The sequence below is a fragment of the Butyrivibrio sp. genome (genome assembly GCF_017635265.1).
Taxonomy (GTDB): Bacteria; Bacillota; Clostridia; order Lachnospirales; family Lachnospiraceae; genus Butyrivibrio.
This window is the reverse complement of the sequence record NZ_JAGBLU010000093.1, coordinates 24068-44896: the sequence shown is the minus strand read 5'-3', so window position 1 is coordinate 44896 and position 20829 is coordinate 24068. Positions and strand designations below refer to the sequence as shown.

Genomic DNA, 20829 nt, shown 5'->3' with positions numbered 1-20829 from the left:
CACTCTTAAGTATGGTGCTGACAGAAACGATAAGGTTATCACAGGTCTTAAGAGAATCTCAAAGCCTGGTCTTCGTGTATACGCAGGCAAGGATGAGCTTCCCAGAGTATTAGGTGGTCTTGGTATTGCAATTATTTCTACAAACCAGGGCGTTGTAACTGATAAAAAAGCAAGAGAGCTTCAGGTTGGTGGCGAAGTTCTTGCATTCATTTGGTAAATTGGAGGTACGGGCATGTCACGAATCGGAAAAATGCCAATCGCAATTCCTGCAGGTGTAACTGTAGAAGTTGCAGAAAATAATAAGGTGACTGTAAAGGGACCTAAGGGTACTCTTACAAGAGTTTTCCCGGCTGAGATTATTTTCTCACAGGAAGATGGACATATTGAGGTTAAGAGACCTGACGATCAGAAGAAGACTAGAGCTTTACATGGTCTTTCAAGAAGCCTTCTTAACAACATGGTTATTGGTGTTACAGATGGCTACGAAAAGAAGCTTGAAGTTAACGGTGTAGGTTACAGAGCTGCTAAGAATGGTAAGACACTCTCTCTGACACTTGGTTATTCTCACCCTGTAGAACTTGTTGATCCTGAAGGAATCGAGACAGTTGTTGAGGGTCAGGTAATTACAGTTAAGGGAATTGATAAAGAAGCAGTTGGACAGCACGCTGCTATCATCAGAGAAAAGAGAGCTCCAGAGCCATATAAGGGCAAGGGTATCAAGTATGCTGATGAAGTTATCAGACGTAAAGTTGGTAAGACTGGTAAGAAATAATTAAGATAAGGAGAGTGCAAAATGGTTAGTAAGGAATCAAGATCAAAAGTTCGTGCTAAAAAGCACATGAGGATTCGTAATCGTTTCAGCGGCACAGCTGAAAGACCACGTCTCGCAGTATTTAGAAGCAATAATCATGTATATGCACAGGTTATTGATGATGTAGCCGGTAAAACAATTGTATCTGCTTCAACTCTTGAGAAAGATATCAAGGCTGAGCTTAAAAATACAGATGACATTGATGCTGCTTCAAAGGTTGGAAGCGTAGTAGCGCAGAGAGCAATGGAAAAAGGTATCAAAGCCGTTGTATTTGACAGAGGTGGATATATCTACCACGGCAAGGTAAAAGCACTTGCTGATGCTGCCAGAGAAGCTGGCCTGGAATTCTAAGAAGGGAGAAAACACATAATGAAGCGTACAATCGTAGATGCTAGTCAGCTCGAATTGACAGATAAAGTTGTAACCATCAAACGTGTTACAAAGGTTGTTAAGGGTGGACGTAACATGAAGTTCACTGCACTTGTTGTAGTTGGTGACAACAATGGACACGTTGGTGTTGGTCTGGGCAAATCAACAGAAATCCCAGATGCTATCCGTAAGGGTAAGGAAGATGCTACAAAGAACCTTATTACTGTTCCTCTTGATGAGAACAACAGTATTACACATGATTTCGTAGGTAAGTTTGGCTCTGCTGAAGTTTTACTTAAGAGATCTCCAGAAGGTACTGGTATCATCGCCGGTGGTCCTGCTCGTTCCGTATGTGAGCTTGCCGGAATCAGAAATATCAGAACTAAGTCACTTGGTTCAAACAACAAGCAGAACGTTGTTTATGCTACAATCAATGGTCTTGCTCAGTTAAAGACACCTGAAGAAGTTGCAGCAAAGCGCGGTAAGTCAGTTTCAGAAGTAACCGCATAATAGGAGGAAGAGTGATGGCAAGCGAGAAGAAACTTAAAATCACATTGGTTAAGTCCACAATCGGTGCTGTACCTAAGCAGGTAGCAACAGTAAAATCAATGGGATTCAAGAAACTTAATAGTTCTGTTGAACTTCCTGACAACTCAGCTACAAGAGGTCAGATTCAGCAGATCAGACACCTTGTTAAGGTTGAAGAAATCTAATAAGGTTATTGAAACATAAAATGTGACTGGAGCTGTTCTACGTATACGCGAGTGGTGTATGATAAACATATGCTGCGCATAGCGGTACAAGCTCCAGTATTTATAAGGAGGAATATCATGGAATTATCCAACTTAAGACCTGCTGAAGGCTCAGTTCACAGCGATAGTTTTAGAAGAGGCCGTGGACATGCTTCAGGAAACGGTAAGACTGCCGGTAAGGGACACAAGGGTCAGAAAGCTCGTTCAGGAGCTCCAAGACTTGGTTTCGAAGGTGGTCAGATGCCACTTTTCAGAAGACTTCCAAAGAGAGGCTTCAAGAATATCAACCATAAGAATATCGTAGGTATCAACGTAAGCGCACTTGAAGTATTTGACAACGGAGCAGTTGTTGATGTTCAGGCACTTAAGGATAATGGTATCATAAAGAAAGAACTTGACGGTGTAAAGATTCTTGGAAATGGCGAATTTACTAAGAAGCTTACGGTTAAGGCTAACGCTTTCAGCGCATCAGCTAAGGAAAAAATCGAGGCACTTGGTGGAACAACAGAGGTGATCTAATGTTTAAGTCCCTAATGAATGCATTAAAAGTAAAAGAAATTCGAATGAAAATTCTGTTTACTCTTGCAATGCTAGCCCTGATCAGACTTGGTTCTGCTATTCCGGTACCTGGAATGAATACATCTGTATTCAAAAATTGGTTTCAGGGTTTGACAGAGAGTGATGCATTTGGCTTTATGGATCGATTTACAGGTGGTTCATTTGAGAATATGTCAGTTTTGGCGCTCAATATAACACCCTATATTACTTCTTCCATTATCATTCAGCTTCTTACAATTGCTATTCCCAAATTTGAGGAGTGGCAGAGAGATGGTGAAGACGGAAGAAAGAAGCTTACAGCTCTTACAAGATATATAACTGTAGCTTTGGCACTTATCGAATCCATCGCAATGGCAATCGGATTCTACAGAAATACAGGCTTCTTAACTTCACAGTCTGTTTTCCTTGTAGTTCAGATTGTAGCAGCACTCACAGCTGGTAGTGCATTCCTGATGTGGATTGGTGAAAGAATCACAGAAAATGGGGTTGGAAACGGTATATCAATAGTTCTGACTATCAACATTCTTTCAAGAATGCCGTCAGATATAAGCTCACTGTTTGGTCAGTTTGTGAGCGGCAAGCCTATTGCAAGGGGAGTAGTATCAGCAATTGTTATTATTGCAGTTATTATTGCAATGGTAGTATTGGTTGTTCTTCTTAATGGTGCTGAACGTAGAATTCCTGTTCAGTATGCCAAGAAGATTCAGGGAAGAAAAACTTACGGCGGAAACCGTTCGGAGATTCCTCTCAAGGTCAATACAGCAGGCGTTATGCCTATTATCTTTGCAATGTCACTTTTCCAGTTCCCTATCATTATAAGCCAGCTTGTTGGCTATAATGGATCAGGAGCCTGGGGACAGTTCATTGCATATTTGAACCAGAGTAACTGGTGCAATCCAAATCATTGGAATTATTCTATTGGTTTGGTTGTGTATATTTTACTGCTTATCTTTTTTGCATATTTCTATACCTCAATCACATTTAATCCGATTGAGATTGCAGATAATATGAAAAAGCAGGGCGGCTTTATTCCTGGAATCAGACCAGGTAAGCCTACTAGTGATTACCTCACAAGTATTCTGAACTATATCATTTTCATCGGAGCATGTGGTCTTACAATAATTGGTGTATTACCTATCTTCTTTAATGGTATGTTTGGAGCAAGCGTTTCATTCGGTGGAACAAGCCTTATCATTGTGGTAAGTGTTATTCTGGAGACAATCAAACAGGTTGAATCTCAGATGCTTGTACGTAATTACAAAGGATTCCTGGAAGATTAATTGGTAACTTAAAAGAGGTCGCAGGGGATGCATTTGCGCCCTTGCAACCTCTTATTTGTCTTTAATCAGAATATTGGATTTTATTTAAAAATAAAAGAGGGTTATGGGTATGAAGATAATAATGTTGGGCGCACCCGGCGCAGGAAAAGGAACACAGGCTCAGATGATTGCGGATAAATATAATATCCCACACATTTCTACCGGAGACATATTTAGAGCGAATATCAAAAATGGAACAGAGCTTGGTAAGAAGGCTAAAGAGTTCATGGATAAGGGACAGCTTGTTCCGGATGAGCTTACAGTACAGCTTCTTTTGGACAGAGTTGCAAATGAAGATTGCAAGAATGGTTATGTTCTTGATGGTTTTCCACGTACTATACCTCAGGCTGATGTTCTTGACAGTGAACTTACAAAACTTGGGGATAAAGTTGATTTCGCTATTAATGTTGATGTTCCTGATGAGAATATTGTTCGCAGAATGTCCGGTAGGAGAGCATGCCTAAAATGTGGTGCAACTTATCATATAGAGCATATTAAACCTAAACAGGAAGGTATTTGTGATAAGTGCGGCAGTGAACTTGTTCAGAGAGATGATGATAAGCCTGAAACAGTTCAGAACAGATTGTCAGTTTATCACGAGCAGACCCAGCCTCTTATTGACTATTATGATAAGAAGAATATACTAAAGACAGTTGACGGTACAAAGGATATGCAGGAAGTTTTCAGCAATATCGTAGGTATTTTGAATGCGTAAAGTTATTACAATTAAGACTGATGAAGAAATCGATCTTATGAGACAGTCCGGGCAACGACTTGCCAAGGTGCATGAGGCACTTCACGATGCGCTTAAGCCCGGAATTTCAACTTTAGAACTTGATAGAATTGGAGAAGATACTATCCGTTCTCTTGGTGGAATACCTAATTGCAAGAACTATGAGGGATTTCCCGCTTCTGTTTGCATTTCTGTGAATGACGAAGTTGTTCACGGAATTCCAAGTGCTGATAGAATCCTTAATGAGGGTGACATTGTAACCTTCGATACAGGACTCATATATAAAGGGTATCATTCCGATGCGGCCAGAACCTGGGGCGTCGGTAAAATAAGCGATGAAGCACAAAAGCTCATTGACGTTACCAGACAAAGTTTTTTTGAAGGCATAAAGAAAGCAAGGGCCGGAAACAGATTACATGAAATATCCAGAGCGATTGATGACTACATTACACCCTTCGGATATGGTATAGTAAGAGAGTTGACAGGTCATGGTATCGGAAAAAGTCTTCATGAAGAACCAATGGTACCTAACTATAAAAAATTGCTTCCGGGTGTTAAACTCAAAAAGGGCATGACAATATGTGTTGAACCTATGATAACTATGGGGGAGAGGTATGTTGGATGGCTTGATGATGAGTGGACAGTTGTAACTGTTGATGGCTCTCTGGCAGCACATTATGAAAACACGATCGCTATAACAGATGGCGAACCAGAGATATTAACTATTATTTGATAGTAAAGGATAGGAGGAAAGAAATGTCTAAGGCTGATGTAATTGAAATCGAAGGAAAGGTTATTGAGAAGCTACCAAACACTATGTTTCAGGTTGAACTTGAGAATGGACATGTAGTTCTTGCCCATATCAGTGGTAAGCTTCGTCAGAACTTCATCAGAATCTTACCCGGTGACAAGGTTACACTTGAACTTTCACCATATGACCTTACAAAAGGAAGAATTATCTGGAGAGATAAATAATCCATAATAGTGTAGGTGTTTTTATATTTCCGGATTAGATTGAAGTCATATATTCCGGCTAATATAAAGCAACTGCCACTATTGTTAAAAATATGCTAGGCTATGATAATAATGTCCGATTTTACCGCCCTTCGCGGTAACATATAATGGCATTGTCGAAAGACAATGTCATTTTTTTATTGCACTAATTTAATTTTATAACGGGAGGTTACAGAAATGAAAAAAAGAGTTGTATCAGTTCTTATGGCGTTAGCAATGGGACTATCTGTTGTGGCATGTGGAGTATCTGCTCCTGAAGCGCCGGCAGAAACACCCGCAGCGGAACAGAAAGAAGAGACAACGCAGACTGAAAGCACAGAGACAGTTACACCTGCAGCGGATGCTATCACACTTGTTATGGCTGAGGTTAACCCTCTTGATACCATTGTAGGTATGACAGACCAGAAGTTTAAAGAAGAGGTTGAGGCAAGATCAAATGGTTCAATCATCATTGACCTTCAGGCAAGTGGAGTACTTGGATCTGAAAATGATGTATTAGACACGATGCTTGGCGGAGGCGGAACAATTGATATGTCAAGAATTTCTGCTTTTGCGCTTACAAGCTATGGCGGACAGAAGTCTATGCTTCTTTCTCTTCCTTATATCTTTACAAGTCGTGATCACTTCTGGAATTTCGCAACATCAGATCTTGCACAGGAATTCCTTCAGGAACCTTCAGAAAATGGAAGTGGTGTAAGAGGTCTTTTCTATGGAGAAGAAGGTTTCCGTCATTTCTTCACAGTAAATGAAGTTACAGATATTAGTTCATTCAAGGGAATGAAGCTTCGCGTTTCAAATGACCCTATTATGAATGGTCTTGTTGAAGGACTTGGTGCTTCTCCTACAGTTGTCAGCTTTGGTGAACTTTATTCAGCTCTCCAGACAGGTGTAGTTGACGGTGCTGAGCAGCCTATAGCCAATTATAAGTCTAATGCGTTTCCGGAAGTTGCACCTTATATGATTCTTGACGGACATACACTTGGAGCTATTCAGGTAATTATTACTGACGATGCATGGAATAAGCTTTCTGCAGATCAGCAGCAGATTCTTGTTGAAGCCGGCAAGGCAGCTTCAGAATATAATCGTTCAATTTCAGAAGAAAAAGAGAATGCTGTATTGGAAGAACTCAAAGCTGAAGGGGTAAATATCATTGAAGTTGAAGATATCACTCCGTGGCAGGAAGCAGTTAAGCCTGTAATCGAGGAGAACATCAAAGGTCTTGAAGACTATTATCAGAAAATTGTTGATATGAAGTGATAAAAGGGGAAATATGGAATCATTTTTTAAAACTGTTGATAAAATCAAGCCTGTATATGATGTGACATATAAGGTTATGCTTTTTATCTGTAAACTGCTGTTGATTGCAGATATTATTATTACGAGCATGAGCGTTTTGGGAAGATATATTCCTTTTATTCCCGATCCTTCCTGGACTGAGGAAATCGTACTTACGCTTATGGCTTACATGGCAGTTTTGTCTGCGGCGCTGGCAATAAGAAGAGGTGCGCATATCAGAATGACTGCTCTTGACAGATACTTGCCAAATAATCTGATCAAGATACTGGATCTGTTATCAGATGTCTGCATCATGTTTTTGGCATTTGTAATGCTTATTGTTGGATGGCAGTATGCTTCTACAATCGGAAGCAAAGGAGTGTATGTTTCTCTTCCTAAGCTCTCCAGGTTTTGGATGTATTTTCCGATACCTGTGGCCGGACTTGCGATGATCATTTTCGAGGTTGAGGCAATCTACAATCATATTAAGAGCTTTTTTGTAAAGGAGGGAAATAAGTAATGACTGCTAATTCTACAGCAATTGCAATATTACTCATAAGCTTTTTGATAATGATCTTTTTGAGATTTCAGATAGCGTATGCAGTAGCCTTATCTTCAATCCTTTGCCTGTTGTATCAGGGACTTCCCCTTACAACAGTTTGTCAGCAGATGGTAAAGGGAATTAGTTCTTTTTCACTTATGGCGGTACCATTCTTTATAACAATGGGATGCATTATGGGAACAGGCGGAATATCAGAAAAGCTTATTGCTTTGGCGGATGCCTGCGTCGGTTGGATGACCGGCGGCATGGCAATGGTCAATATAGTAGCTTCCTATTTCTTTGGAGGAATATCAGGTTCTGCAGCTGCAGATACTGCCTCTCTTGGAAGTATTTTGATCCCTATGATGGTTGAACAGGGATATGACGATGACTTTTCAACTGCGGTTACAATAACTTCATCTTGCGAAGGTTTACTGGTTCCTCCCAGTCATAATATGGTTATTTATGCTATGAGTGCAGGGGGCGTATCTGTCGGAAGTCTGTTTCTTGCAGGATATTTTCCGGGGGCACTTCTCGCAGCATCTCTTATGATCGGATCTTATATTATTTCAAAGAGACGTCATTATCCTAAGGGAGATGCATTTAGCATAAAGAGATTCATTGAGCAGCTCGGAGTTTCATTCTGGGCGCTGGCCGCAGTAGTTATCGTTGTAGTAGGTGTTGTCGGTGGAATTTTTACAGCTACCGAATCAGCGGCTGTTGCAGTAATTTATAGTCTTGTTGTAAGTGTTTTTATCTATAAGGGACTTGATTTTAAAGGGGTATGGAAGACACTTGAACAGTGCGTTGATACATTGTCAATTGTTCTCATACTTATATCTACATCAAGTATTTTCGGTTACTGCCTGACAACGCTGCATGTTCCTGATCTTGCTGCAAATGCTATTATAGGACTTACACGAAATCCAATACTTATTGCACTGCTTTTAAATGTTATTTTGCTGGTACTTGGATGCATTATGGATATGGCACCAATTATCCTTATTGCAACACCTATTCTTTTACCTATTGCAACTTCAATCGGAATCAATCCGATACAGTTTGGTATAATGATAATTTTAAACTGCGGTATAGGACTTTTGACTCCTCCTGTAGGAGCGGTTCTTTTCATAGGTTCTGCTGTGGGTAAGGTTAAAATGGAAAAAGTAGTAAAAGCAACATTGCCATTTTATCTTTGTATGATAGTAGTGTTATTGTTGTTGACCTTTATCCCTGAAATAAGTATGTTTTTACCTAATCTGTTGATGAAATAATGATTATTTGAAAGGCTTTTTATGGAATATAAGTATATTTGTGATATTAAAGCATCAGATCTATGGAAAATGGCTATGCTTAGAACTTACAAGTCTGTGGTTGGAATTGTGAATATAGTGTTTACTGTGGCACTTTTTCTTTTGACAATCAGGTTTTGGGGTGCAAGTTCCGGCATCATTAAGAGCTTTTTGGTTTTGGGATGTATTCTTTTCCCGGTGATACAGCCTCTTGCAACCTATGGGATGAGCGTAAAACAGCTTGAGGCTCTTACAAAAGACATTGAGTTAACCTTTAATGACAAAGGGCTTCATGTGGAAACAGGTGGACAGACTCAGAACATTAAGTGGAAAAATATATCAAATGCCATAAAAAGAAAGAACATGATTATTATAATGTCAGATGACAGACATGGGTATATGCTGACTGACAGGGTACTGGGAAAAGAGAAAGATGCTTTTTATGATTTTCTCTGTTCTAAAATAACAGCATAGATATAATAGTTTTTTTAAGGAGGCAGCGCTATAATTTTTTGGTAAATATAACGTTGTCTCCTTATTGTGTTGTGGATGTATGAAAAAGATAAGAAATATCTGGAAAAATCTGACTATAAAAAATAAGATAAAAGTGTTTACTGGAAGTGTATTTGTGGCAATCCTGGCAGCGCTTTTATTTTGTGTGTGGATAATTAAGCTCTTTCTGATGGATTTCAACGATATTATGGAAGACAATGCCAAAAGCGGGGAAATCATCAATTCGTTAAACAGAGAGATTGAAGTATTTGATCAATATGTGCACGGCTCAGATCCTGCCAACACCATAGAGTGGGAAGCAAGTGCGGGTGGAACCTGGAGAGTAATACACAAAGTTACTCTTGATTACAAAAGGCTTGGGGAAGAGAGATATGCTCTTTTATTTGCATTAAAGACAGCTTACAGTGAATACTGCAATAAACGGGATAAGGTAATTAATGACTTTCAAACCGATAATATGCATATAAGTGAACTGTACGAAGTTTACGGAATGCAAAAATATCTTGCCCAGTATGCGCAGCGCTTTGTAGACATAACTCTGAAAGAAGGAAATGCCAAATATCAGGAGCTTGTGCCTGTAATTGTCAGTATTCCTTTTTTGGTGGCAGCACTCGGCGTAATTGTCTTTATTGTAATAATAGAAATATCAGTTATGATGGACAGGTCAATTACTGTCCCTGTATTAAAGCTTGCAGGTGCATCGAGGAAAATAGCTGCCAATGACTTTTTTATTGATGATATACATGTTGATAATAAGGACGAGATAGGAGAGCTTGTTACTGCTTTTAATAAAATGAAATTTGCCACAGGCGAATATATCAAGGCTCTTGAGGAAAAAAGAGAAGCACTTGACCGGCTTCATGCTCAGGAAATGGAGAATCTTGAGATAGAAAAACAGCTTGAAACTATGAACCTTGAACTACTAAAAAACCAGATTAATCCACATTTTCTTTTCAATACATTAAACGTGATTGCAGGAACAGCCAATCTTGAAGATGCTCACACTACAGAACAGATGATTGAGGCCTTAAGCTCGCTTTTCAGATACAATCTTAAGACTCAGGCAAAAGAAACTGTACTGGCCCAGGAATTAAAGATATCCAAAGATTACATGTACCTTCAGAAGATGCGATTTGGGAGCAGAGTCGATTTTGAAGTCGATTCAGATGTTGATGAAAATGCTGTTGTGGTGCCGACGTTTACGTTGCAGCCGCTTTTGGAAAATGCTATCATTCACGGTATTTCACCAAAAGTAGAGGGCGGAAAGATATATGTAAGGGTAAGACAAAAAGAGAAGAGACTTTTGATTGAGGTCGGAGATTCCGGTGTTGGAATCGATGAAATCATGTTGTGGAAAATCAAAAAGAGGCTGTTTGATGATGAGAGAAATCAAAGCCCGAGTGATGTTGTCGGAATCGGAATTGGTAACATAAACAGGAGAATCAGGGCTATGTACGAGGACGGAAAGCTTGATATCGAAAGCCGGCCGGACGTGGGAACTGTAGTGAAAATTGATATTCCATTGAGAGGAAAAGAAATTTAGGGAGATGAAATGTACAGAATACTTGTGGCGGATGATGAACCTATTGAGCGCAGGGTCATAAATAAAAAAATAAAAGAATTTTTTTCTGACAGGGTGGAAGTATTTGTGGCGGAAAATGGAATTGAGGCCGTCGAAGAATACAGAAAAAATGCCTGTCAGATAGCTATTTTAGACATAGAAATGCCGGGGATGAATGGGCTTGATGCAGCTTGGATGATAAAAGAAAAAGACAGGAAAAGCAATATTATATTCCTGACAGCATTTGATGAGTTCAGTTATGCAAAAAGAGCTATTGAAGTACGGGCACTGGATTATCTTCTAAAGCCCGGATCTGATGAGGAACTTATAAATGTATTGGAAGAAGCCTTCAGAATATGTGACAGGTCTTTGGAAGGAAAAGAGTTTTTTTCAGAAAACAATGCTGAAGGAGACATGGAAGGCGAGGCTTTGACCGGCACTTCGGATCGCCCGGGGGCACTTATTGACGAAATATCTTCATATATAAGCAGGCATTATGCCGAAGATATTGCGCTTCAGGATATAGCAGGATTTCTTGGCTATTCAGATGTTTATTTTTGCAAATTGTTCAAACAGAATTTTGGTAAGAACTTTATTACTTATCTGAATGAATACAGAATGAGTAAGGCCAAAGAGCTTTTGGCCAATCCCATGATTAATATAAAAGATGTGGGATTAAAGGCCGGATACAGAGATGCCAATTATTTTACAAGACTTTTTAAACGTATGGTTGGTAAGACACCAAGCGAATACAGAATCGGAGTATTAGGTCAATGAAAAAAAGATTGGGATATGGCTTGATATTTTTATCAGCACTCATAATAGTGATAATAGTAGGGGGAAGGCTCTTTTTCTGGGCCAATAAGGACGTATATGGGAATATGCCGGAATATGTTTTGCTTTATGCTGAAAATCAGACAGATGATTATCCTACAACCATGGGAGCCCGTAAATTTGCTGATCTTGTCTATGTCAGATCAGGTGGGAGAATCAAGATAGAAGTAAAATGCGATGCAGAGCTTGGCAGTGAAATGCAGGTTATTGAACAGCTAAAGTTCGGCGGAGTTTCTTTTGCCAGAGTATCATTATCCCAACTTGCTGAGTTTGAGCCTGAAATGAATATATTACAGCTTCCGTATTTATATAAGGATTCTGAACATATGTGGCGTGTCCTTGATGGGGAAATAGGTGATGATTTTTTAAAGAAAACATCAGACATAGGAATAGTTGGACTTTCATGGTATGATGCGGGTGCCAGAAATTTTTACAGCACTTTGCCAATCAGGAAACTGGAGGATTTGGAAGGCTTAAATATAAGAGTTCAGGAATCGGATATGATGGCAGACATGGTTTCGGCACTTTTGGCCAATCCTGTGAAAATAGTGTATTCTGACGTGTATTCAGCCATTGAGCAGGGAATTGTGGACTGCGCAGAGAATAACTGGCCATCATATGATGCTATGAAGCATTATGATGTAGCAAGATTTTATACTGTGGATGAGCATACCAGAGTTCCTGAACTTCAGATATGTTCCAAAGTGATATGGGATAAGCTTGATGAGAAGGATCAGCAGATTATACTGGACTGTGCCAAAGAATCGTCATTATATGAAAGAAAATTATGGCAGGAGAGTGAAAAGTCTTCGAGAGAAAACGCTGAGAAAAACGGTGTGACGGTTATAGAACTTTCAGAATCTGAAAAGGCTCGTTTCAGAAATGCAATGTCGACCGTATATGAGAAATATTGCGGCAATCAAATGGAACTGATAAATGAAATATCGGAATACTAAAATCTTGAAAAAAACGGTTTATTTGTCAGGCAGTAAATGATATACTAGCCGAGGAAAAAATTAAATACCTTTTTTAGGAGGAGAAAAATGGGAGAAAAAAGACAGGCTATCTATGATGCCACGACGTTGGGAAAACCCAAAATGGCGCTCTTGGGATTGCAGCATATGTTTGCAATGTTTGGAGCCACTATTTTAGTTCCGATTTTAGTTAATGGTTATTTTAATGGGGAAGGACTTTCGGTTCAGGTTACACTTTTCTTTGCCGGTATCGGTACACTTCTGTTTCATCTTTTTTCTAAGTTCAAGGTTCCCGCTTTTCTGGGATCATCATTCGCATTTCTAGGTGGTTTTGCCACAGTAGCTAATTTAAACAGTGGAAAATATGCTGATATGACATATGGAGAAAAACTTCCTTATGCATGCGGTGGTATTGTTGTTGCGGGACTTTTATATCTTATCCTTGCAATAGTTATTAAAATTGTTGGAGTTAAGAAGGTTATGCATTTCCTTCCACCTGTAGTTACAGGCCCTATCATTATCTGTATTGGACTTTCATTGGCACCTTCCGCTGTGTCAAATGCTTCTGCAAACTGGTTCCTTGCTCTTGTAGCACTTTTCGTTGTTATCTTCTTTAATATATGGGGCAAGGGAATGTTCAAGATTATTCCTATTCTTATGGGAGTAGTAATATCTTACGTTGTCGCTCTTATAATGAATGCTGTTGGCTTCACAAATGCAGATGGAAGTGCAATATTGGATTTTGCACCTGTGGCAGAAGCAAGCTGGGTTGGTCTTCCACCTTTCCAAATTGCCAAATTTGATCTTACAGCAGTACTTGTTATGGCACCTATTGCAATTGCTACAATGATGGAGCATGTTGGAGATATTTCAGCTATATCTGCAACTACAAACAAAAATTTCATAGAGGATCCGGGACTTCACAGAACACTCTTTGGAGATGGACTTGCAACAGCAATAGCAGGACTTTTTGGCGGTCCGGCAAATACAACATATGGTGAAAACACAGGTGTTCTTGAACTTTCCAAGGTTTATGACCCTAAGGTTGTTGAGATTGCAGCTGTTTATGCTATAGTGGTAAGCTTTATTCCGAAGATTTCAGATATCATTGGAACAATGCCTACAGCAATCATCGGTGGCATCAGCTTTATACTATACGGAATGATTTCAGCAATCGGTGTCAGAAACGTAGTTGAGAATAAAGTTGATTTTACAAAATCAAGAAACCTCATTGTTGCGGCAGTTATACTTGTGTCAGGACTTGGTTTTTCAGATGGAATCACTTTCACAATCGGAAATACTCCTGTAACACTTACTTCACTTGCAATAGCAGCACTTCTTGGAATTATACTTAATGCTGTTTTACCGGGAAATGATTATGACTTTGGTATAAATCATAAGGGAGACATAAACAGAGGCGTAAGCTTTAACAATCATGAAGAAGTAGGTTGAAGGGCTCAGCTGCAATAATATATTATCAGGATTTCGGTAGAAAATTTTTATCGGAATCCTGGTATTTTTTTTGTAAAAACATGTTGATTATTGAATTAATATATGCTATGATATCAAATGGTCTTTTTAGGAAAAGGGGATAGTGTGCCCTTTTTCAGGCATTATTCTGTTACCATGCAGGAAAGGAGAAACAATGAAAGTTAGGTCTTCTGTTAAGCCTATGTGCGAGAAGTGCAAGGTTATTAAGAGAAAGGGCGTTATCAGAGTAATCTGTGACAACCCTAAGCACAAACAGAGACAGGGTTAATTCGAGCCGTTTCGGATTACTTTTTGATACCAATAATGAATTGCGTATTGGAAAGATCGGATTAAGTACTGTCCGATTGGGCAATAAAGCCCCAATCAAACAAGTAACAGCTCTGGACAAGATTACCGGAGCAGGAGGAGTAAAGCTTCTCATTAAACTATTATTTATTTGTAAATGGAGGAATTAAAATGGCTCGTATTGCAGGTGTAGATTTACCTAGAGATAAGCGAGTAGAGATCGGTTTGACATATATCTACGGTATCGGTAGAACAAGCTCAAACAAGATTCTTGAGGCAGCAAAAGTAAATCCGGACACACGTGTTCGTGATCTTACAGACGAAGAAGTAAAGAGAATTGCCGAGATCATCGGTAACGACTACGAGGTAGAGGGTGACCTTAGAAGAGAAGTTGCTATGAACATCAAGAGACTTACTGAGATCGGATGTTTCAGAGGAATGCGTCACAGAAGAGGACTTCCTTGCCGTGGTCAGAGAACTAAGACAAATGCAAGAACAAGAAAAGGACCAAAGAGAACAATCGCTAATAAGAAGAAGTAATTCTTTCCAGAGGCTATTGGGACCGGATGAATTTGTGCATGGCAGATTCATAAAGTAACATTACAACTAGTATTTATAGGAAGAAAGTAGGTTAGTTTAAAATGGCAAATCAGAAATCAGCTACAGCTGCAAAGAAAGCAGCTGCAAAAAAGCGTGTCAAGAAAAACGTTGAACACGGACAGGCACATATCCAGTCATCTTTCAATAACACAATCGTTACTTTGACAGATGCTGCAGGAAATGCTCTTAGCTGGGCAAGTGCCGGCGGTCTGGGATTTAAGGGTTCAAGGAAATCTACTCCTTATGCTGCACAGGTAGCTGCAGAGACAGCAACTAAGGCTGCACTTGTACATGGCCTTAAGACTGTTGATGTATTCGTTAAGGGACCGGGATCAGGAAGAGAAGCTGCAATCAGAGCTCTTGCTGCAAGCGGTCTTACAGTTACATCTATCACAGACGTAACACCTGTACCACATAACGGATGCCGCCCACCTAAGCGTCGTAGAGTATAATCGGTGATCCTATCACGATTATAAGCAGTTACATGTGCATATAGATGTGTAAACTATAACTCGTTGGACGAAGGTGCATAACACTGTAAACAACATCAGAGAGCAAATGGCGATCTGAGAAAAAGAAAGGAGCCAAAAAATGGCAGTAAACAGAGTTCCAGTATTAAAAAGATGCAGATCACTTGATTTGGATCCAACATTTCTTGGATATGACAAGAAGTCAAAGAGAACATCAGCTAGAGCTGGTAAGAAGATGAGTGAGTACGGACTTCAGCTTCGTGAGAAGCAGAAGGCTAAATTCATCTACGGTGTTCTTGAGAAGCCTTTCAGAAATTACTATGTTCGTGCTGACAGAATGAAGGGTCAGACAGGTTCAAACCTTATGACAATTCTTGAGAGCAGACTTGACAATGTAATCTTCAGAATGGGATTTGCAAGAACAAGAAGAGAAGCAAGACAGGTTGTTCTTCATAAGTTCATTACTGTTAATGGCAAGATGATCAACATCCCTTCATACCTTATCAAAGCTGGTGATGTAATCGAAGTTAAAGAAGCAGCTAAGAATATCCAGAGATTCAAGGATATTTCAGAGATCACAGCAGGAAGACTTGTTCCTGAATGGCTTGATGTTAACAAGGAAGGCCTTAAGGGTACAGTAAAAGAACTTCCTTCAAGAGAAGTTATCGACGTACCGGTTGACGAAATGCTTATCGTCGAGTTGTATTCAAAATAATGATATAATTAACTTGTTAACAAACCACTTAAGGAGGGTATATCAGTGTTTGATTTTGAAAGACCAAATATTGAAGTTGCTGAAATCTCAGATGATAAGAAGTATGGTAAATTCGTAGTGGAGCCTCTTGAGAGAGGATACGGTATTACACTGGGCAATTCCCTTCGCAGGATTATGCTCTCTTCATTACCTGGAGCAGCAGTTAGTCAGGTTAAGATTGAAGGCGTTCTGCATGAGTTCAGTTCTATTCCCGGAGTTAAGGAAGACGTAACTGAGATCATTATGAATATCAAGAATCTTTCAATTAAGAATTCTTCAGACACAAATGAACCAAAGACAGCTTATATCGAGTTCAATGGTGAAGGTGTTGTGAAAGCTTCTGATATTCAGGTAGATCAGGATATTGAGATTATGAATCCTGATCAGGTAATCGCTACACTTTCCGGAAAAGATGCTAAGCTTTATATGGAGCTTACCATCACTAAAGGAAGAGGTTATGTAAGCTCAGACAAGAATAAGACAGGCGATCTTCCAATCGGAGTTATCGCTATCGATTCTATCTACACTCCTGTAGAGAGAGTAAACGTAACTGTTGAGAATACACGTGTAGGTCAGGTTACTGATTTTGATAAGCTTACACTTGATGTTCATACTGATGGAACACTTACTCCTGACGAGGCTGTAAGCCTTGCAGCTAAGGTTCTTTCAGAGCATCTTAGCCTCTTTATCGATCTTTCCGAGAATGCCAAGACTGCAGAAGTTATGGTAGAGAAGGAAGATGATGAGAAGGGTAAGGTTCTTGAGATGTCTATTGATGAACTTGAACTTTCAGTTCGTTCATTCAACTGTCTCAAGAGAGCCGGAATCAATACAGTTCAGGAACTTGCAAACAAGACTCCTGATGATATGATGAAGGTTCGTAATCTTGGCCGTAAGTCACTTGAGGAAGTTCTTGCTAAGCTTGATGAGCTTGGACTTTCACTCAGAGCAGATGGCGAATAATTACTAATATCATTTAAATGAATATCCGGACCGGATAAAGCCGATGTGTACCGGTCCGGGTTCTCATAGTAACATTAACAGCATCCGGAAAGTAAGACCGATGAGCATTTCCTCATGTTAACTGGCAGGGGAAACCTGCAGATGAGAAAGGAATTAAAACAATGGCAATGTACAGAAAGCTTGGAAAAGCAACAAAACCTAGAAGAGCACTTCTTCGTAATCAGGTAACAGCACTTCTTTACAATGGTAAGATTATTACCACAGAAGCAAGAGCAAAAGAAATCAAGAAGATCGTAGAGCCTATGATCACTCTTGCAGCTAAAGAGAAGGACAACTTCGAGACACTTACAGTTGATTGCAAGGTTCCTGAAAAGGACAAAGACGGTAAGAGAGTAAAAGAAGTTGTAGATGGCAAGAAGGTTACAAAGTATACAACTGTTAAGAAGGAAATCAAGAAAGATATGCCTTCACGTATGCACGCAAGAAGACAGCTTCTTAAGACTCTTTATCCTGTAGTTGAAGTTCCACAGGAGAATAAGGGAAGAAAGAGAAATACTAAGGAAATCGACCTTGTTGCAAAACTTTTCGATGAGTATGGTCCTAAGTATGCAGACCGTAAGGGTGGATACACAAGAATCGTTAAGATTGGCCAGAGAAAAGGCGATGCAGCTATGATGGTTGTTCTTGAGTTAGTATAATTCAGAGTTTTTTAAAAGGGATTAGTATTTGCTAGTCCCTTTTTATGTGAATGAAAAGTCATTGGAAATTGTGATAATATTGCCGTTTACCTTTATAAGTCCATCATCCTGCATTTTTCCAAGCTCCCGGCAAACAGATGAACGCTCGGAAAAGACATATCTTGCAAGTTCTTCTCTGGTAAAATGCAGCTCAAAGCTATTACTGCCGGCCATATCAGACAGATGAATAAAATATACCATCAGCTTTTCTCTAAGGGAGCGCCTTGTTAATAGCTTGATCTTACGATTAAGGATTATATTATTAGAAGCCAATATGTTTGTCAGATTTCTTATAAATATCGAATAGTATTCGGAACAAACCGGATTTTCCAGTATTTTGTTAATATTAAAGAAGAAAACTATTACATTATTCCTGACTCTGAATTGAGACAGATCGTTGCAGGTTCCTGTTATGCAAAAAGCCGGTCCGATTATATCCCCTTTGCAATCCCTTCCTACAATTTCCTCATCTCCGTGTATCGAGGTGTGCAATACATCGACTTCTCCGGATAATATTATTCCTGCATGGCTGATTGGTGAATCTGCGGGATATATGTCAGCTCCTTTCAGATATTCTTTGATATAGTAGTCTGATTTTTCTAAAAGTAAATCTATATCAGAAAAATCTATATCTTTAAAAAGTCTGCATTTTCCCAGTTCTTGAATGTTTTCCATAAAAATCAAAAAGTGTTGCGTAGGCAACATATTATTCTTTCTATATTTGATAATCTTGTCAGTGGTTAGCAATAGCTAACATTCTACTCCGATATTTTAATACAAAAAGCGCTTATATACAAGATTTGGAGTGATGTTTTATTGCAGTTTTATATACAAAAAAGTAACCGGTTACCTTTTATGACCGTCTTTTGGTCTGTTAAGGTATCCGCTTCTGACTGGATTTTGTCAGATAAAAACTATTGATTAAAGAGGAGAAACTTATGGTAAAAATTGCTGTATATGGCAAAGGTGGCATTGGAAAGTCCACCACAACTTCAAATTTATCTGCGGCATTGGCAGATGCCGGATATAAGGTAATGCAGATTGGCTGTGATCCCAAATCCGATTCAACAAAATGTTTGATGAATGGAGTAAAGATACCCACAGTTCTTGATCAGATTAGAGATAAAGGCCCAACAGGAGTTGAGCTTGACGATATTGTTTTCAAGGGCTTTCGCGATATCCTCTGTGTAGAGGCCGGAGGACCGACACCGGGAATCGGTTGTGCAGGAAGAGGCATAATAACGGCTTTCGATAAGCTGGAGGAACTGGGAGCATACGATATATATAAACCGGATATTGTGCTTTATGATGTGCTTGGAGACGTGGTTTGCGGTGGCTTCGCTATGCCTATAAGAGAAGGATATGCTGATCATGTACTTGTCGTAACTTCAGGCGAGATGATGGCTCTTTATGCAGCATCCAATATAGTCAGTGCTGTTCATAATTTTGGAAAAAGAGGTTATGCAAAACTTGGTGGAATTATATTAAACAGCAGAAACGTAGAAAACGAAGTGGAAATTGTTGAAAAAGCCGTAAATGAAATGGGTGAAAAAGTGTTATGCGTAATTCCGCGTGACGGAGCTGTTCAACAGGCAGAAGCACAGGGAAAGACAGTTATTGAAGCACTTCCCGATTCAAGAATGGCAGGTTGTTACAGGACTCTGGCAGAAAAAGTTTTGGAGGTAAGCGCCTATGAGTTGCAGCTTGATAGACAATGTGTTTGAAACAAGCCTTCATTATTCATCTCCTGCCCATGGTAGCTGGGGAGTATTAAAAGCAGCACAGCTGATACCTGAGAGTTATTTTTTGTTTGTAAGTCCGGCAGCGTGCGGAAGGCATGGAGCGCTTGGTGCCAGAATGGATGGCAGAAAAGAGCGTGTTTCGTATTTGTTTTTAACCGAACAGTCAATTGTATCCGGTGACTATGAACAAATGCTTAAAGATGCTCTTGAAGAACTTCTTTCTTTTTTAAAAAAAAGAAATAGAGTACCAAGAGTTATGGGAATTTTTGTCAGCTGTATAGACGATCTTCTTGGAACGGACCATGAGGCGCTTATGGCTGAACTTTGTGATATGTATCCGGGGATAAAATTTATTGACTGTCACATGAATCCGACATCGACAGATACAGGAGTTCCCCCGGTTGTAAATGTGCAGAATAAACTGTATTCAGTTCTTGAGAGAAATGATGACAGAGACAAAGGCATAAATATTATCGGGAATTTGCAGGAAATATCAAAGAACAGTGAATTATTCGAAGTGTTACTTTCAATGGGAGCCGATGAAATAAGGCACATATCTGACTATAAGTCTTTTGATAATTATCAGGATATGGCAAAAAGTGCACTTAATGTTGTAATTGCACCGTCAGGAGAATATGCAGCAAGAAATATGCAAAAAAAGCTTCAAATTCCCTATGAGAAAGTACTGATTGCATTTAGACCTGAGAATATAAGGGCGGGATATGAAAAAATAGCCGAAAAACTTGGATGTGAGTGTCCTGAACTTGAAAGCTATGAAAGCAGAGCAAGAAAAGAACTTGAGTTGACAAGAAACTATTTGGAAAATATGCCTATCATAGTGGATCAGGAAGCTATTACCAGACCATTTGAATTTGCCAGATGCCTTCTTGAAGCCGGATTAAATGTCAGAAGAATATATTCACAGTTGTTGATTCCATCTGACAAGGAAAACTATGAATGGGTGATGGAAAATTATCCTGAGATGGAGATTCGTCAGCCGCTTAATCCAAAGGTGACGGAAGAAGAACATGTGTCTGAAGATTATTTGGCGGTTGGCTATAGTGCAGGTTATATATCAGGTGCGAAACATGTGGTTGACATAGGAGGCCAGAATGGATTGTTTGGCTACAATGGCCTCATAGAACTGCTGAAAAAAATGCGTGAAACTAAAGATGAAATCACAGATTTAAAGAAAATTCTGGATGATGCGATTATTATTGTTTAACAGATAAAAGAGGAAA

The 20829-nt window shown here is 39.4% G+C and carries 27 protein-coding genes; 26 read left to right on the top strand and 1 reads right to left on the bottom strand.

The annotated features are described in order from the left end of the window. The 24 genes from rpsH to rplQ all read left to right on the top strand — a co-directional run. Positions 1-217: 30S ribosomal protein S8 (gene rpsH, locus J6O61_RS11360; RefSeq protein WP_292213184.1), on the top strand; the 217-nt coding region annotated here is incomplete at its 5' end. 15 nt (positions 218-232) lie between these two features. Continuing rightward, positions 233-772 carry a 50S ribosomal protein L6 gene (rplF, locus tag J6O61_RS11355; RefSeq protein WP_292213180.1) on the top strand — a complete coding sequence of 180 codons (540 nt, stop codon included), beginning with the start codon at positions 233-235 and terminating at the stop codon, positions 770-772. Between the two features lie 21 nt (positions 773-793). Then, positions 794-1162, top strand: a complete 369-nt coding sequence (rplR, locus tag J6O61_RS11350; RefSeq protein ID WP_292198979.1) for a 50S ribosomal protein L18 — start codon at positions 794-796, stop codon at positions 1160-1162. A gap of 18 nt (positions 1163-1180) precedes the next feature. After that, complete coding sequence (gene rpsE, locus J6O61_RS11345; RefSeq protein WP_022772944.1) at positions 1181-1690, top strand: 30S ribosomal protein S5; 510 nt, start codon at positions 1181-1183, stop codon at positions 1688-1690. Positions 1691-1704: 14 nt separating this feature from the next. After that, complete coding sequence (rpmD, locus tag J6O61_RS11340) at positions 1705-1893, top strand: 50S ribosomal protein L30 (RefSeq protein WP_022764368.1); 189 nt, start codon at positions 1705-1707, stop codon at positions 1891-1893. Positions 1894-2010: 117 nt separating this feature from the next. Continuing rightward, positions 2011-2451, top strand: a complete 441-nt coding sequence (gene rplO / locus J6O61_RS11335; RefSeq protein ID WP_292213177.1) for a 50S ribosomal protein L15 — start codon at positions 2011-2013, stop codon at positions 2449-2451. Continuing rightward, positions 2451-3770 carry a preprotein translocase subunit SecY gene (gene secY, locus J6O61_RS11330; protein ID WP_292213174.1) on the top strand — a complete coding sequence of 440 codons (1320 nt, stop codon included), beginning with the start codon at positions 2451-2453 and terminating at the stop codon, positions 3768-3770. Before rplO ends, secY begins: the two co-directional genes overlap by 1 nt. Before the next feature lie 109 nt (positions 3771-3879). Next, complete coding sequence (locus tag J6O61_RS11325; protein WP_292213171.1) at positions 3880-4524, top strand: adenylate kinase; 645 nt, start codon at positions 3880-3882, stop codon at positions 4522-4524. Further along, positions 4517-5275: a type I methionyl aminopeptidase gene (gene map, locus J6O61_RS11320; protein ID WP_292213168.1), complete on the top strand. Its 759-nt coding sequence runs from the start codon at positions 4517-4519 to the stop codon at positions 5273-5275. The genes J6O61_RS11325 and map overlap by 8 nt, the downstream gene beginning before the upstream one ends. A 23-nt stretch (positions 5276-5298) precedes the next feature. Then, a complete protein-coding gene (gene infA, locus J6O61_RS11315) occupies positions 5299-5517 on the top strand; it encodes a translation initiation factor IF-1 (RefSeq protein ID WP_013280019.1) in 219 nt (72 codons plus the stop codon). 216 nt (positions 5518-5733) lie between these two features. After that, complete coding sequence (locus J6O61_RS11310) at positions 5734-6813, top strand: TRAP transporter substrate-binding protein (RefSeq protein WP_292213164.1); 1080 nt, start codon at positions 5734-5736, stop codon at positions 6811-6813. 13 nt (positions 6814-6826) lie between these two features. Beyond that, positions 6827-7351 carry a TRAP transporter small permease gene (locus J6O61_RS11305; protein ID WP_292213161.1) on the top strand — a complete coding sequence of 175 codons (525 nt, stop codon included), beginning with the start codon at positions 6827-6829 and terminating at the stop codon, positions 7349-7351. Then, positions 7351-8646: a TRAP transporter large permease gene (locus J6O61_RS11300; RefSeq protein ID WP_292213158.1), complete on the top strand. Its 1296-nt coding sequence runs from the start codon at positions 7351-7353 to the stop codon at positions 8644-8646. Before J6O61_RS11305 ends, J6O61_RS11300 begins: the two co-directional genes overlap by 1 nt. 21 nt (positions 8647-8667) lie before the next feature. After that, positions 8668-9138 (top strand): YcxB family protein, encoded by a 471-nt coding sequence (locus J6O61_RS11295; protein WP_292213155.1) that lies wholly within the window; start codon positions 8668-8670, stop codon positions 9136-9138. Positions 9139-9217: 79 nt separating this feature from the next. Beyond that, a complete protein-coding gene (locus tag J6O61_RS11290) occupies positions 9218-10720 on the top strand; it encodes a sensor histidine kinase (RefSeq protein ID WP_292213153.1) in 1503 nt (500 codons plus the stop codon). 9 nt (positions 10721-10729) lie between these two features. Further along, on the top strand, positions 10730-11515 hold the full coding sequence (locus tag J6O61_RS11285; protein ID WP_292213152.1) for a response regulator transcription factor: 786 nt from the start codon (positions 10730-10732) through the stop codon (positions 11513-11515). Beyond that, the gene (locus J6O61_RS11280) at positions 11512-12528 is read left to right on the top strand and encodes a TRAP transporter substrate-binding protein (RefSeq protein WP_292213150.1); all 1017 of its coding nucleotides are present in this window, start codon (positions 11512-11514) and stop codon (positions 12526-12528) included. The genes J6O61_RS11285 and J6O61_RS11280 overlap by 4 nt, the downstream gene beginning before the upstream one ends. 87 nt (positions 12529-12615) lie before the next feature. Further along, complete coding sequence (locus J6O61_RS11275) at positions 12616-13998, top strand: uracil-xanthine permease family protein (RefSeq protein WP_292213147.1); 1383 nt, start codon at positions 12616-12618, stop codon at positions 13996-13998. 193 nt (positions 13999-14191) lie between these two features. Beyond that, on the top strand, positions 14192-14305 hold the full coding sequence (gene rpmJ / locus J6O61_RS11270; protein ID WP_013280022.1) for a 50S ribosomal protein L36: 114 nt from the start codon (positions 14192-14194) through the stop codon (positions 14303-14305). Positions 14306-14493: 188 nt separating this feature from the next. Further along, positions 14494-14862, top strand: a complete 369-nt coding sequence (rpsM, locus tag J6O61_RS11265; RefSeq protein ID WP_026663745.1) for a 30S ribosomal protein S13 — start codon at positions 14494-14496, stop codon at positions 14860-14862. A 101-nt stretch (positions 14863-14963) separates the two neighbouring features. Continuing rightward, positions 14964-15374 carry a 30S ribosomal protein S11 gene (rpsK, locus tag J6O61_RS11260; protein ID WP_022772964.1) on the top strand — a complete coding sequence of 137 codons (411 nt, stop codon included), beginning with the start codon at positions 14964-14966 and terminating at the stop codon, positions 15372-15374. A gap of 139 nt (positions 15375-15513) precedes the next feature. Then, a complete protein-coding gene (gene rpsD / locus J6O61_RS11255) occupies positions 15514-16107 on the top strand; it encodes a 30S ribosomal protein S4 (RefSeq protein WP_022772965.1) in 594 nt (197 codons plus the stop codon). Positions 16108-16152: 45 nt separating this feature from the next. Further along, a complete protein-coding gene (locus tag J6O61_RS11250) occupies positions 16153-17109 on the top strand; it encodes a DNA-directed RNA polymerase subunit alpha (RefSeq protein WP_292213144.1) in 957 nt (318 codons plus the stop codon). Between the two features lie 161 nt (positions 17110-17270). Next, positions 17271-17807, top strand: coding sequence for a 50S ribosomal protein L17 (rplQ, locus tag J6O61_RS11245; protein ID WP_292213141.1), 537 nt, complete (start codon positions 17271-17273; stop codon positions 17805-17807). Positions 17808-17849: 42 nt separating this feature from the next. On the opposite strand, the gene J6O61_RS11240 is transcribed toward rplQ, so the two are convergent. After that, positions 17850-18521: a Crp/Fnr family transcriptional regulator gene (locus J6O61_RS11240; protein ID WP_292213138.1), complete on the bottom strand. Its 672-nt coding sequence runs from the start codon at positions 18519-18521 to the stop codon at positions 17850-17852. 263 nt (positions 18522-18784) lie between these two features. Here J6O61_RS11240 and J6O61_RS11235 point away from each other — a divergent pair, with 263 nt between their 5' ends. Then, complete coding sequence (locus tag J6O61_RS11235; protein WP_292213134.1) at positions 18785-19570, top strand: nitrogenase iron protein NifH; 786 nt, start codon at positions 18785-18787, stop codon at positions 19568-19570. Next, entirely contained in the window at positions 19539-20813 is a 1275-nt protein-coding gene (locus J6O61_RS11230) for a nitrogenase component 1 (protein WP_292213131.1), read from the top strand. Before J6O61_RS11235 ends, J6O61_RS11230 begins: the two co-directional genes overlap by 32 nt. Positions 20814-20829: the final 16 nt, after the last annotated feature.